The organism is Candidatus Poribacteria bacterium (genome assembly GCA_016866785.1).
GTDB lineage: Bacteria > Poribacteria > WGA-4E.
Map to the genome: position 1 here is coordinate 1 of VGLH01000109.1, position 13,919 is coordinate 13,919.

Below are 13,919 nucleotides of genomic sequence, written 5' to 3' on the forward strand. Positions count from 1 at the left end.
CGGCGTCGATTGCAGCGTACGGCTGTCGAGAAGGGTCACGGACGGCTGTTCGTTCCGTCCGGCGGCCACGCGCAGCAGAACGCGCAGCAGAACGCGCAGGTCGTGAGTCATGGACTCGAAGACGCCCGCTTGGATCCATCGCTGAGTCTGCTGATAGACCGCCTCCCACGGCGGCAGGTCGTGAGGCAGCATGCGCCACGAGGCGCCCGCCCGCACGACCCATCGAAGTCCGTTGAAGACTTCCCGCAACGCACGTTCCCGTTGCGGAGCGTCCTCGGTCATCAACGTCAAATAAGGGGCGACGAACCCCCATTCGTCGTCCGCCACGTCGGACGGATAGGCTTTTCGAGACATCTCGTGGCGCTCTCTTCGGTTCGGGGAGGCAGACTCTCGGAAGTATGCCCACAGTTTACCTGAACCTCGGAAAGTCCATCACACACGCTCTAGTGCGACCATGACGACGCGTTGACGGGCGGTTCCTGCGCGAAGACAATGGACGGCGTGCACCGGCCTGGCACAAGAGACGACGAACAGACCACAGGAGACTACTGTGAGGACCGTGAAGCTCGGACTGATCGGCGCAGGCGGAATCGCACAGGCGCACTTCGGCGCGATGTCGAAGGTTCCAGCCGCCGAGATCGTCGCCGCGTGCGACCTAGTGCCCGCCAACCTGGAGCGCGCGAAGGAGCGCTGGGGCGTCGAGAAGCTCTTCTCCGACTACAACGAGATGCTGAAGCTCGACGAAATCGAGGGCGTTCTCGTCTGCACTCCCACCGCCCTGCACGCGGCTCCCACCGTCGCGGCTCTGAAGGCGGGCAAGCATGTCCTCTGCGAGAAACCGATGGAGGCGACGCTCGACGCCGCGACCTCGATGGTCCGAGCCGCCCACGAAGCCGACCGCATCCTGATGGTCGCGCTCAAGCTGCGCTACACGCCGCACGTCATCCAGGCGAAGTCCATCATCGACGCCGGGACGCTGGGTGATATCTATTACGCCGAGACCATCGCCGACCGGCGACGCGGCAACCCCGGCGGCAGCTTCATCCGCAAGGCGACCGCGGGCCTTGGCGCGGCTGCGGACATCGGCGTCTACGCCCTCGATACGGCGCTCTACCTGATGGGACACCCGAAGCCCGTCGCCGTCTCCGGCATCACGTCGAACTACCTGAGCCTCCACAATACGTGGAACCCGGCACTCAAGGAGACGGAAGTCGAGGACTTCGCCGCTGGTTGGGTCCTCTTCGACAACGGCGCGCGGCTCGTCTACAAGACGTGCTGGTGCATGCATATGGACTCGCTCGGCGGGACGATCTTCCTCGGCAAGAAGGCTGGGCTCCGCATCGGTATCGGCGAGGTGCGCGGACCTCAGGAGGGCATCACCGTCTACGGCGACGACAAGGGCGAGATCAAAGACGTGACCTACCGCGAGTTCGATCCGGTGGACGTCTTCCTGGCAGAGGACACGGCGTTCGTCGATGCCGTGCGGAACAACAAGCCGTCGCCCATCGATCCCGACGGGATGCTCCTGACGAACGTCATCATCCAGGGCGTCATCGACTCGAACGAACAGGGCGGCCGCGAGGTCGCCGTCACCGTTCCGACCTTCTAGTCGCACCGATGGCGCGGCGTGCTCGACGCCGCACCATCCAACGTCAGCGCGCGAACCGGCCCCTATGCTCTGCGCCGTAGACGATTGCTTCGTGCAGGAACGCCTCGATGTTCTCGAACGGCGTGCCGCCGACGATCCCGTTGCCGGCTCCCAAACACATGCCGCCGCCTTCGCGGTCGAACGTATCGATCAGGTAGCGCACCTCGCGCCGAACGCCGGCTGGGTCGTCCTCGGGCAGAATGTGCTGCACGTCGATACCGGCGAGGAACGTCATTCGGTCGCCGTAGATGTCTGAGACGCTCTGCTCGTCCATCGTGTGTTTCTGAACCGGGTGGAACACGTCGACGCCGGCATCTGCCAGATCGCCTAGGATCTCCGTGTTGTTCCCGCAGCTATGGAGCCACCAGTGCATCCCGAGCTCGCGAAGGCAATCGCCGACGCGTTGGTAGTACGGCAGTAGGAACTCGCGATAGACCGGCGGGCTCATCATGAGCTGCGTCTGGTGGCCCAGATCGTCGCTCGTCCAGAACCCGTCGGGGCCCAAGTCGCGGGCGGCGCGGCGAAGATGGCGGCAGTACTGCTCGCACAGGGCATCGTGCAGCCGATGGATGTTCTCCGGCTCGAGGTGGTAGTCGAGCATCAGGTTCTCCATCCCCCGGATGCCCCACGGCCGCTCGAAGAACAGCGCCCACCAGCCGAAGAGGATGTAGCGCCCCGACGCCTTCAGCTTCGCAGCCTGCTCGATCAGACCGTCGTACTGCGGGTCCTCCTCCGGGTCGGGCATCTTCTCGATGAACTCGTCGAGGTGCGCCCAGTCGTCGATGATGCAGTTGGAATCGTGACCTCGACCGGAGCGCTGGGCTTTCCAGGAGAGCCCCATCCGCCCGATGTCCAGCGGGTTTGCCCAAAGCGTCACCGTGTCTTCGGGATACTTCCCCAGCTCGTTGAGTCGCTCGCCGTGCTGGTTCCACAGCCCTTCGCCCCACCACCGAGCTCTCACGAGCGGTATACGCGACGGGTAGCGACGCTCGACCGCCTTGGTAACCTCCTCGCGCGGCAACGGCTCAAACAACGCATCGGAGCTCATTCGATCCCCTTTCGTCGAACGCGACCTGGTTCCATTGTGCTAGGCACTTGGGTAGTCCGTGCTGGCGTGCCACTCCCTCAACGCATCGTGCAGTTCCCGCTTGCGAGCGGCGTACGTCGGCTCCTGCGCTACGTTCCGGTTCTCGCCGGAATCATTGGCGAGGTCGTACATCATCTCCTCGCCATCCGGGTACACGACGAGCTTCGCGTCTTGCGCCCGAACCATCCACGCGCCGCGCCTCCCGGGCTCCACCGCCCGACGACGTTCCGAGTGCGGCTGCATCCGCTCGCAGAAGGCGAACGGCGCGCCGGGTTTCTCCGCGCCTTCGAGCACGACGCCTGCCAAGGACACGCCGTGGCTGCCTGATGGGCTCCCGGCTCCTGTCAGCTCGAGCAGCGTGGGATGGATGTCCACCAGCGAGACGGGCGTCGCGACGACGGCTCCCCGCCGCCCGCCCGGCGCGGAGACGATCAGCGGAACCCGCGACACGTCCTCGTAGAACGCCGAGGTGCTCTTCCAGACCATCCGGTGGCTGCCCGCCATGTCGCCGTGGTCAGCCACAAAGACGACCACGGTGTTGTCGCGGAGTCCGGCATCGTCGAGCGCGTCGAGTACCCGACCGAGCTGGTCGTCGATCAGGCGAACCGCGCCATAGTAGAGCCGAAGAAACTCGCGCAAGCCGACTGCGCCCAGGTCCCTGACAACGGCGTGGGACCACTCGCGCTCGAACCGGGGCTCCATCGCCTCGTGGTTTTCAGGAACCAGGTCGTCGCTCGGCTCGAAGCGGGTGTCGTACGGCGCGGGAACCACGTTCGGATCGTGCGGGTAATTCATCGAGCAGGTGACCAAGAACGGTCCCGACCGAGGAGCCCGGATGCACTCGACGGTCCGGTCGACTGTGCGCACGTCGAAGATCTGGTCCAGCGGCAGGTCGAGCCGTCCCATCTTCGTCAGGAACTCGGCGTGGCGGTTCCCGTCCCACTTCCCCCCGAGAGCGTGCACCGCCCGCCGGAGCTCCGGTGACACGCGCACCGGCAGCGCCCAGCCGTACCAGTCCAGCCACGTGTCGCGAGGCGTCTGTCGCACACGGTCGAAGTCGCTCCGCATCTCCGACGCGTACTCGATGTGCTCCCGGTACATGTCAGGGAAGTACGGTAGCGGCTCGCCGCTCAGATGCCACTTGCCCAAGTGGTGCGTCTCGTAGCCGGCGGCGTTCAGCAGGCTCTCGGTCGTGACATCATCGGGCGAGAGCGTTTCTTCGGTCTCCGGCGAGGTCTCGGTGGGGTAATCGACGCGCATCGCGTTGTGGATGATGCCGTGTGCGTGCGGGTAGAGCCCGGTGACGAACGAAGCCCGGCTGGGGGAGCAGATCGGCGTCGTGCAGATCGCGGCGTCGAACCGAGTGCCTTCGCGGGCTAGGCGGTCGAGATTGGGCGTCGGAACCATGCCGCCGTACGTGCCGAGCACACGCGCGGTCAACTGGTCGCACATGAACACGAGAACATTCGGCGCGTCTGGCATTGGTTCACCTGGCGGAGGGCTCGTGCCGCTTTCTCCCGGCAAAGTCATAGCACGGTCGTGGGGGCGCGACGAGTCCGACGGGACGATTCCGCATGCGCCTACGGGCGAACATCGGTAAACTGCGACGAGAGGAACACCCGTATGGAGCCGCCACCATGTCTCAAGCGGAACTCCCAAACCGACCCAACGTCGTGTTCGTCATCACGGACGACCAAGGCTACGGCGACCTCTCCTGCCACGGCAACCCCGTCCTGCGAACGCCGAACCTGGATCGCCTCCACGACGAGAGCATTCGTCTGACGAACTTCCATGTCGGGCCCACCTGCGCCCCAACGCGCGCGGGCTTGATGACCGGGCGATACTGCAACTGCACCGGCGTCTGGCACACCATCGCGGGAAGGTCGCTGCTCCGTCAGGGCGAGGTGACCATGGCGGACGTTTTCCGCGCCAGCGGGTACCGAACCGGCATGTTCGGCAAGTGGCACCTCGGCGACAACTACCCGTTCCGACCGCACGACCGAGGGTTCGATGTCGCGCTCTACCACGGCGGCGGCGGGGTCAGCCAGACGCCCGACTACTGGGGCAACGACTACTTCGATGACACGTACTTCGACCGGGGCGAGCCGCGATCCTTCGACGGCTATTGCACCGACGTCTGGTTCAGCCAGGCGATGGAGTTCATCCAGCAGAACGCTAGCTCGGAGAGCCCGTTCCTCTGCTATCTGGCAACGAACGCCCCGCACGCCCCCTACCGCGTTCCCGAACGCTACGCCGAGCCGTACGTCGGTCGCGTTCCCGACGACCGCGCCCGCTTCTACGGTATGATCGCCAACATCGATGAGAACGTCGGGCGGCTACGCGCGCATCTGTCGGAGCTCGACATCGAGCGCGAGACGGTCTTGATCTTCATGACGGACAACGGCACGTCCGCCGGATGCAGGCTGGATCGCGAGAGCTTCGTAACGGAAGGCTTCAACGCCGGCATGCGCGGCGTCAAAGGCTCCGAGTACGACGGCGGACACCGCACGCCGTTCTTCCTGCGCCTGCCAGGCGGAACCGGACGCGACGTGACTCAGCTCACGGCGAACATCGACATCCTCCCGACACTGGCAGAGCTCTGCGGCATGTCGCACGAATCGCTGTCCAGCGTCCATGGCACGAGCCTGGTTCCCCTGATCCGGGGAGATGGACACGGCTGGCGCGACCGTGTCGTGGTCACCGACTCGCAGCGCGTCGAGCGCCCGATCAAGTGGCGCAAGAGCGCGACGATGACCGCGCGCTGGCGGCTCGTGAACGGCACGGACCTCTACGACATCCTCGCAGACCCCGAACAGCGAACGGACCTCGCGGTGGCGCATCCCGACGTCGTCGAGGGGCTGCGCGAATCCTACGAACGCTGGTGGGAACTCGTCTCGGAGCGGTTCGATGACGACCCGGCGATCATCGTCGGAACCGACGCCGAGCCCGTCACCGACCTGACATCGCACGACTGGCACAACGAGCAGAGCGACTGCGCCTGGAACCAGGGAATGGTTCGCCAGGGGCATCGGTGCAACGGCGACTGGGCAATCGAGGTCGCTTCGGGCGGAGTCTACCGTGTCGAGCTCCGCCGCTGGCCCATCGAAGAGGGCCGCGCAATGTCGGAGGGCATCCCCGGCGAGACGATCGACTGGTACACCGGAGGCAGAGCGATTCCGTTCGTCGTCGCGCGTCTGCGAGTCGGCGAGCGCGAGTGGTCGCAGGAGGTCGATCCAGCCAGTCCAGGCGTCGCGTTCAGCGTCGATCTGCCGGAAGGACGGATGCGCCTCCAGACGTGGCTCACCGAGGCCACCGGCGAGCAACTGGGCGCGTACTACGTTTACATCTCGCGGCAAGCGTGAAGGGAGTCGTTATGTCGAGTGGGCTGCCCAACATCGTCTTCATCCTCGCCGACGACATGGGGTACGGCGACGTCGGCTGCTACGGCGCGACGAAGATACCGACGCCTAACATGGACCGGCTCGCGTCCGAAGGGATGCGGTTCACCGACGCCCACTCGGCGTCTGCCGTCTGCACGCCAAGCCGGTACGGCATCTTGACGGGGCGCTACTGCTGGAGAACACGCCTCACGAGCGGCGTCCTCGGAGGGTTCGGCGCGCCGCTGATCACGGGAACGCGCCGCACCGTCGCCGACTTGCTTCGGGAGCGCGGCTACACGACGGCAGCCATCGGCAAGTGGCATCTGGGCCTCGATTGGCGCGTCCAAGGCGGACGACGGCTGTCCGATGTCCACGGCAACGACGGCGGATGGAACCTCGACGGGTTCGACGTCGACTACGAGCATCCCTTCGCCGATGGACCGCTCGCGCATGGGTTCGACACATGGTTCGGGATCGCCGGCTCGCTCGACATGCCGCCCTACTGTTTCCTCGAGAACAACCGCCCGTTCGGCGTTCCAGACCGCGAGAAAGCCGTGCTCTACAACCAGCAGCGGATGGGTCCACAGACGGCGGATTGGCGGGACGATCAGGTAGACACGACGTTCGCGAAACGCGCCGTGGATTACATCGAGGACTGCTCCCAGTCGCAGGGTCGCAAGCCCTTCTTCCTCTACTTGACGCCGTCATCACCTCACCGGCCGTGCGAGGTCCGTCCAGACTTCGTCGTTGGCGCGAGCCAGGCTGGAGACCGGGGCGACATGGTCGTCCTGTTCGACTGGGTCGTCGGGCAGGTGATGGACGCCCTCGACCGATGCGGCGTCGCAGAGAACACGCTGCTGGTCGTTACGAGCGACAACGGAGCGCGGGCGACCTGCGCCAACGGCGAGGACTACGGTCATCGGTCAAACGGTCGGTGGCGCGGTCAGAAAGCCGACATCTGGGACGGTGGGCACCGGGAACCGTTCATCGTGCGATGGGCGAACGGCGTTCGGGCGGCAACCGTCTGCGACGCGCCGATCTGTCTCGGCGACTTCGCCGCGACGGTCGCGGACGTGGTCGAGTCGCCGCTGCCAGCGGACATGGGCGAGGACAGCCACAGCTATTACCCGTCGCTGCTCGACCCGCGCGTCGTCTCGCGCCGACCGGCAATCGTGCACCACTCGCTCGACGGCATGTTCTCGATCCGCCACGAAGGTTGGAAGCTCATCGAAGGACTCGGATCGGGAGGCTTCTCGGAGCCTCGTCGCGAGGAGCCTGCCGACGGTGGGCCCGTCGGGCAGCTCTACGACCTCGCGTCGGACCCGTCCGAGCAGAGCAACGTCTGGGCGGAGCGCCCCGACGTCGTGAACCATCTGTCGTCTCTGCTGGACGGTTTCCACCGTTCGGGAAGAAGCGTCTCGCATTGAGGGAGGGCGAGCCAAGCCAATGAGCGTCCAAGTCACTGCTGCACACCTGAGCGCCGCTGAGGCGCTCGTCGAGCGGGCGCATCGGAACGGCGGGCTCGCCCCCGTCGATCTGGAGCGGTTCTGGGCGGACCAACGGATCGCGTCCGCGAACCCGTTTGGCGCGGATATCCCGCAAGTGGCGTTTGGCGCCGCGTGCAACGGCGAGTGCGTCTTCGAGGAGCTCGGGATTCCGCAGAACACGTCGCGTTACCAGAGCGATTCCGAGTGGCGGCTAGCTCTGAACCGCGAATACAACGACCGTGCGGAACAGACCGTCGGTCGGCGGCTACTCGACGAGCGCCAGCCGGGACCGGCGCGGCGCGGCTATCCGAAAGTCAAGGAGCTCTACGAAATCTTCGAGATGGAGAACCGGTGGGACGACATCAGTCAAAGCTATTGGCTGCATCAGGCGGTATTCGATGAGGACGAGCTCAGCCGCTTGCTCGACCGCGTCGAAGCGCGCCTGGAGCGGCTCCGCGAGTTCCTGCTGCCGCCAGGATGGGACGACGTTCACGCGGAGCTGATGGCGGAGGACGTGCGTCCGCCGCTCTACCGCGGTCAGCGCGGTCCCGTGACCTTCGCGATGTCCCTCTTCGGCGTCGAGGGCATCATCTACCTGATCGCCGACCGCCCGAAGCTCGCGGCTCGCCTGCGCGACGCCATCCTCAACGCGATGCTAGGCAAGATCCGCATCCACGACGCGGAGGCTGGCTACACGGCGGAGACGAAGCCGCGCGGGTTCAGCTTCCTCGACGACAACTGCGCCATGCTGAACGTCGAGATGTACGAGTTCTTCGGATATCCCATCGTGAAGGGCGTGTGGGACGAATGCAGCCCGGACCCGAAGGACTCGCGCTACCAGCACAGCGACTCGGACATGGAACACCTGCTGCCGGTCCTCGGGCGATGCCGGATGACGGGAGTCAACTTCGGGCCCAACGTCATGGCGGACGACATCCGCCGCCACATGCCGGAAGCCGTCATCTACGGCGTCCTAGCGCCCTTCACCTACTCGCGGAACCAAGAGGTCAACATCGTCGCGGAGTTCCTGAGAGACCACGAGCGAACCCGTGACTCCCGAGGGCTCGTGTTCGCGACCGCTGGCAGCATCAACAACGGCTCGCGTCTGACCGGGATGCGCCTCATCATGTCGGCGATCCAGCAGTACGGCAGGTTCGACGCCTGAGAACACGTCAGCCGTTACAGCGCGGCGCGCACGCCGACACCAACGCGCTGACGCGTCGTCGCACGCGTGACGTCGCTCTCCACCCCTTCCGAGAAGGTGACCGCGTAGGCGGCGTCGAGCTTCACCCGAGGCGCGATGGGAACCGACAAGCCGGCAGTCATCGTGACCGGTTCCTGACGGACGTCCACCCACGTCTGCGGGAGCATCCCGAACTGGATCCCAGCCCTCAGCGCCGCGCCGCCACCGAGGTCAACCTCGGCGCTGGCGCTCGCGTCCACCGTCGGCTGATAGTATCGGGCGAACTGACGGGCGTCCACATCTCGGGCGGGAGATGGCGCGTAGTACGCCTCTTCCCAATCCACCCGTCGGACGGCAGCGGAGAGCGTGAACGGGAACGCGCGAACGGTCACGCCACCGTGCAGCTCAGCGGGAAGATGCAGCGTGTAGTCGGTGATGCCGGAGTCCCCGTCTTGATCCCGCGTTCCGTCGTCAAACCGGTAGGACGATAGCTGCGCCCAGTCCTCGCGCACGTCGATCTCGGAAGGGAGCACGACGTAGGCTCCGACGCTGAGCGCCGGGCTCGCCGCCAGTTCGCCGCCGACACGCAGCCGAGCCCCGGAGATGGACCGGCTGATCGTGTCGTCGTAAGTCACGCGCTGGTAGTAGGCGTCGGACCCGCTCACGTCGTCGCCGTCGAACGTGATGTCGCGGTCCCGTCTCCCGTCCCACAGGTCGGAGGCGATGCCGACGTGGACACCCGGGGCGACTTCGAAACCCGCCCCAAGCGTCAGCGAACTGACCTTGCCCTGGGTGTCGGATGCTTCCACGACACGGAAGCCGGAGTAGTCTCCGCTTCGCTCCACGCCCTCGACGATGGATCGCGTATCCAGATCGCGCACTTCGCTGTAGGCGATGCCGATTGCCAGATGGCGCGCCGTGCGTGTGTCGTACACGAGCCCGAGAGCGCCCAATCGCAGGCTGGTCGTGTCAGCGTCTCTGGGACCTAGGTTCCACACTTCCGATCCCACGCTGCCATCCGTGTAGACTCCGGAGGCGGCGAACTCGGAGCCCGGTCCCGCCCCCATGCCCGCAGGATTCGTCAGCAGCGCATTGACGCCCCGAGCCCGACCGACCGTCGCTCCAGCGGAGCCCATGGCGCGGAGGTCCGTCCAGGCATCGGATGCAGCGAGCTCTTCGGGGATCGGTCCTGCAACCGCTCCGCTCGCGATGCCGAGTGTCGCCACGAAAGCAAGCAGGCAGCACGGAATGCTTCGATCCGTCATGGTTCCAGTCTCCTCGTGCGGAATCTCCTCGCAGATCGCCCGGAGATCATGTATCTCTAGCAGGAAGGGACGCGCCGCAGAAGCGAGGCGGGCGGGTTGCTGGGTATGCGGACCGTGACGGCATCGAACTATCGAATGAACGTCGGGCGACGCAGAGCCGCTTACAGTCGGAGTCTGTCTGCCTGGTTCGCGGTGTGGCTCGTCGTGATCTGCTCACAACGCAGCCTCGCCGGTGTGCCTGAGCCGCGCCTGACGCTGTCGCTCGGGTCGCGCTTGAACGCGTTCGCCGTCTCGGCAGATGGTTCGACCATCGCCGCAGGAGGCGAAGCGGTCGATGGCGGCGCACGGATCGCCTTGTGGTCGGTCGCCACCGGCAGGCAGACAGCCTCGGTGCCCGTCGCAGCGGCGACGGTGCTGTCGGTCGCGTTCTCACCCGATGGCGCATGGCTCGCCTATGGCGCCTCGGACGGCAGCGTCGGCACGTATTCCCTCGCGACTCGTATCGCGCGGCAATGGCGCACCGGAGCGTCTGCTGTCCTTTCGTTGGCGTTTTCGCCCGACAGCGCATTGCTCGCGACCGGTGGAACCGACCAGATCGTGCGCATCTGGGCGCCTGGGGACGGCGCTTCCGTCGTCCAGCTTCGCGGCAGCAACGCGTCGGTGTTCGCTCTGGCGTTCGATGCGAGGGGCACCACTCTGGCGTCCGGTGGGGCTGATGGGAGCATCCTTCTGTGGTCGGTCCCGGAGTGGACGATTTCCCGAACGCAGTCCGTGCACGGCGATGTGGTATCGGCTCTCGCGTTTTCGCCCGACGGCGCGCTCGCCAGCGGGGGCTGGGATGGCAACGTGTTCCGCACTCAGTCAGCGTCGCCCGATGTCGAGACGATTGTTCGCAGCAGGGGTAGAGTGCACTCCGTGGCGTTCTCGCTCGACGGATCACGCCTCGCCGTGGGAGTCTCGCAGGACGCCGGAGCTGGAACCGCGCAGCTCTGGCACGTCAATCGCCGCCAACTTCTGGCACGGCTCGGAACAACGCCCTGCCGGGGGGTCGCGTTCGCACAGGACGGGGCATCCTTCGTCGCGGCATCCGCCGATGGGACTCTCCGCGTCTGGACGGTCGTTCCTGAGACGCCGGCGCCGCTAACGGACGACGCCGCGAGTGGACCGTCCGTCGCATGGTCGCAGTCCTCGGGGATCGTCTACGAAGTCCAAGCGACGGCGACGCTGCCGTTTGGCGTCGATACGTCGGTCGCGCTGACATCGGACGTGAAGTGGTCTCCTACGAGTTGGCGGGAGGGCACGATCCTCCACTGGCGAGTTAGAACCCATTCCTTCGATGCGGCGAGCCCGTGGAGCGAAACGCGGCGCTTGCGCCTGAGCGCAGTCGCCAGGGAGCCGGCGCTCGTGCGCATCACCGCGACGCCGGAACGCCTGGAGACGGGAGCCGAGGGGAGAATCGAAGTCGCCGTGCAGAACACAGGCGACCTGTCATCCTATGGTCTCTCGTTGACGCTCAAGCCCGCACTGGTTTCCGTCTCTGCGATCGTCGAGGGGACAGCAACTCGATCCGACGCGGCTCCGGGGTTCTGGCAGATTCCCGTTGTCGCGCATGGCTCGGACGCGATCCGCATCACGGACATCGCGGCGATCCGTGATCCCAGCCTCGCTCAAGCCGCGTCCGGTAACTTGCTGATCGGCTTGCGCATCCGCGCGGAACGCTCCGGGAGGCTCGAGGTCGTTGCCAGTGACATTCGGTTATCGGACTCGGCAGGTCTCTCGATCCCAGCTCGCGTGTCAACGCTTTCCGTGCTGATCGAGCCGCCGCCGCTTGCCGGCGACGTCAACGGAGACGGTGTGGTGGACCTCTCTGACCTGGTGCTCGTGGCGCGATCCATCGGCGTCCGGGATCCGACGGCACTCAACCGCCCGAGCACAGACCTGAACGGCGATGGAACTGTGGATATCGCGGACCTGCTTCTCGTGGCGCAGAACTTCGGCCGGACGCGTGGCGCGGTCGCGGCGGCCGGCACGCGGTTCACCACGATGCCCTCGGCTTCGAGCGCTTCATCCCTCAGCCTGGCTCGCGAGGCGATCCGGCGGCATCTCTACGCAGCAGACGGTTCCCTTCGATCCGCGCTGCTGGAACTGGCGGAGCTTCTCGACGCCTCAACGGAACCAACGGTTGCACCACTGCTGATCGTCCGGCAGAATCATCCGAACCCGTTCAATCCGGAAACGTGGATTCCGGTCCGACTGAGCCGCCCAGCAGAAGTGTCCGCCGTCATCTACGATCTGAGCGGCGCGGCAATCCGCAGACTCGCCGTCGACGCAAGCCTGAGCGACGTGGTCGATCCGACGCTGCATTGGGATGGACGACGCGACGACGGATCGGAGTGCGCCAGTGGCGTATACATCGCACGCATTACCGCCACGGCACGCGACCGGGGTGATTCCCAGTCGGTTTCGCTCAGACTCGTTCTTCTCCGGTGAGTTCCCCTCGCCTCCCGCCTACGGAGTCGGTCGGTCCTGGCGACGATGTTGACCTCAGTCTATTCGGACAGAATACGGGGCAAGGTCGTCCTGACGTTGGCGGCCATGGTGACCGCGTGCGTGGCGTTCGCGCCCTGGACCGGCAGAACCGAGCTCGCCAGCCTACCGGTATGGCGCTCTTTGACCCGGTTCGACGGGCTGGCGTCCGAGAACGTTCGCGACATCGCGTCGGATATCGACGGCGGGCTTTGGTTCGCCACGTCGGCGGGACTCAGCCGGTTCGACGGCCTGTGGACGACGTTCACCCGCGTCGAGGGCTTGCCTTCGAACGACATCCGCGCCTTGGCGCCGGTCGGCGACAACGACCTGTGGATCGCAACGGCCGCCGGTGTGAGCCATCTGCGTCGGTCGTCGCCAGGAGCGTGGGACATTGAGCTCGCCGACACGGCTCTCCCCGGAGTCGAGGTGTTCGATGTCGTCGTCGCGCGCAACGCCGACAGGCCGTCCGTGTGGGCGGGCACGAGGGATGGACTCCACGCCTTCACCGACGGTCGATGGACGCAGTTTGCTCCGACGGCTGCCACCCCGGTACGAGTGTTGGCGTCTGACGTCAACGGATTTCTGTGGTGCGCGCGCGACCGACGTGGCGAGGAACCGTACGCCGTCCTTCGCGTGCCAGCCGTGGGGGCTCCGCCGGATACGTTCCCGCTTCCCGATTCGCTGGGAGCCGCCGCCGTTCGAGCCATCTTCTCGCCGGACCCGGGCACCCTATGGGTCGGAACATCCGCCGGATTGCTCGAGCTCGACGGCGACTGGTCCGAGCCGCTGTTTCCGCCGGGCGTGGTCGACGTCACCGGATTCACTCGTCACCCGGACGGCAGCCTCTGGATCGCGACGAGCCGTGGGGTCTTTCGACATGGAACCGAGTGGACGCAGTTCGGGACGGAACACGGCTTTCCCGTCCCGCCGATACGCGCCATCCATGTCGAGCCCACGACGGGCTCGGTCTGGGTGTCCACGCCTGCCGGGGTCGCCCACGCGCGCGGTCCCTGGTCCCGACTCAGCGCCCTGACCGGGTTGCCGACGGATTCGGTACGTCATGTCGTCGCGGACCTGAGCGGCAATGTGTGGGCTGCCACGCCGGTCGGACTCCTTCAGCTCTCGGCAGATGCGATTGCCCTGTATGGCGTCGAGACCGGTCTCCCGAGCGCGCGCATCCGCGCGGTCGCGGTCGCCCCCGATGGGCGTGTGTGGGCTGGCAGCGACGGAGCGCGCGGCGGGCTCGCCATCCCAGAAGGTGAGACGTTCCGTACGCTCCGAGCCGCCGACGGAATCGGCGAGAGCAACGAGGTCTACTCGATTGCCTTCGACTCGCGAGG

General features: G+C 66.1%; 10 protein-coding genes. 6 read left to right on the forward strand and 4 right to left on the reverse strand.

All coding sequences use genetic code 11. The features are described from left to right. The coding region (locus tag FJZ36_14260) for a transposase (protein ID MBM3216066.1) at nucleotides 1-354 on the reverse strand (354 nt) is incomplete at its 3' end. 196 nt (nucleotides 355-550) lie between these two features. Here FJZ36_14260 and FJZ36_14265 point away from each other — a divergent pair. Next, the gene (locus tag FJZ36_14265; protein ID MBM3216067.1) at nucleotides 551-1,609 is read left to right on the forward strand and encodes a Gfo/Idh/MocA family oxidoreductase; all 1,059 of its coding nucleotides are present in this window, start codon (nucleotides 551-553) and stop codon (nucleotides 1,607-1,609) included. Nucleotides 1,610-1,652: 43 nt separating this feature from the next. On the opposite strand, the gene FJZ36_14270 is transcribed toward FJZ36_14265, so the two are convergent. Further along, entirely contained in the window at nucleotides 1,653-2,696 is a 1,044-nt protein-coding gene (locus FJZ36_14270) for a methylcobamide--CoM methyltransferase (GenBank protein ID MBM3216068.1), read from the reverse strand. Between the two features lie 39 nt (nucleotides 2,697-2,735). After that, nucleotides 2,736-4,265 (reverse strand): hypothetical protein, encoded by a 1,530-nt coding sequence (locus FJZ36_14275; protein MBM3216069.1) that lies wholly within the window; start codon nucleotides 4,263-4,265, stop codon nucleotides 2,736-2,738. A 107-nt stretch (nucleotides 4,266-4,372) separates the two neighbouring features. Between FJZ36_14275 and FJZ36_14280 the strand changes: the two genes are divergently transcribed. From FJZ36_14280 to FJZ36_14290, 3 genes are read left to right on the forward strand one after another with little or no spacing between them, the layout of a single operon-like run. Continuing rightward, nucleotides 4,373-6,097, forward strand: coding sequence for an arylsulfatase (locus FJZ36_14280; protein MBM3216070.1), 1,725 nt, complete (start codon nucleotides 4,373-4,375; stop codon nucleotides 6,095-6,097). An 11-nt stretch (nucleotides 6,098-6,108) separates the two neighbouring features. Next, nucleotides 6,109-7,542 (forward strand): arylsulfatase, encoded by a 1,434-nt coding sequence (locus FJZ36_14285; protein MBM3216071.1) that lies wholly within the window; start codon nucleotides 6,109-6,111, stop codon nucleotides 7,540-7,542. Nucleotides 7,543-7,561: 19 nt separating this feature from the next. Continuing rightward, complete coding sequence (locus tag FJZ36_14290; protein MBM3216072.1) at nucleotides 7,562-8,767, forward strand: hypothetical protein; 1,206 nt, start codon at nucleotides 7,562-7,564, stop codon at nucleotides 8,765-8,767. Between the two features lie 14 nt (nucleotides 8,768-8,781). Here FJZ36_14290 and FJZ36_14295 read toward each other — a convergent pair whose 3' ends face one another. Next, the gene (locus FJZ36_14295) at nucleotides 8,782-10,050 is read right to left on the reverse strand and encodes a hypothetical protein (GenBank protein MBM3216073.1); all 1,269 of its coding nucleotides are present in this window, start codon (nucleotides 10,048-10,050) and stop codon (nucleotides 8,782-8,784) included. 96 nt (nucleotides 10,051-10,146) lie between these two features. Here FJZ36_14295 and FJZ36_14300 point away from each other — a divergent pair, with 96 nt between their 5' ends. Then, nucleotides 10,147-12,540, forward strand: a complete 2,394-nt coding sequence (locus tag FJZ36_14300) for a hypothetical protein (GenBank protein ID MBM3216074.1) — start codon at nucleotides 10,147-10,149, stop codon at nucleotides 12,538-12,540. 45 nt (nucleotides 12,541-12,585) lie between these two features. After that, nucleotides 12,586-13,919, forward strand: a 1,334-nt coding sequence (locus FJZ36_14305) for a hypothetical protein (GenBank protein ID MBM3216075.1), incomplete at its 3' end; no start/stop codon positions are given.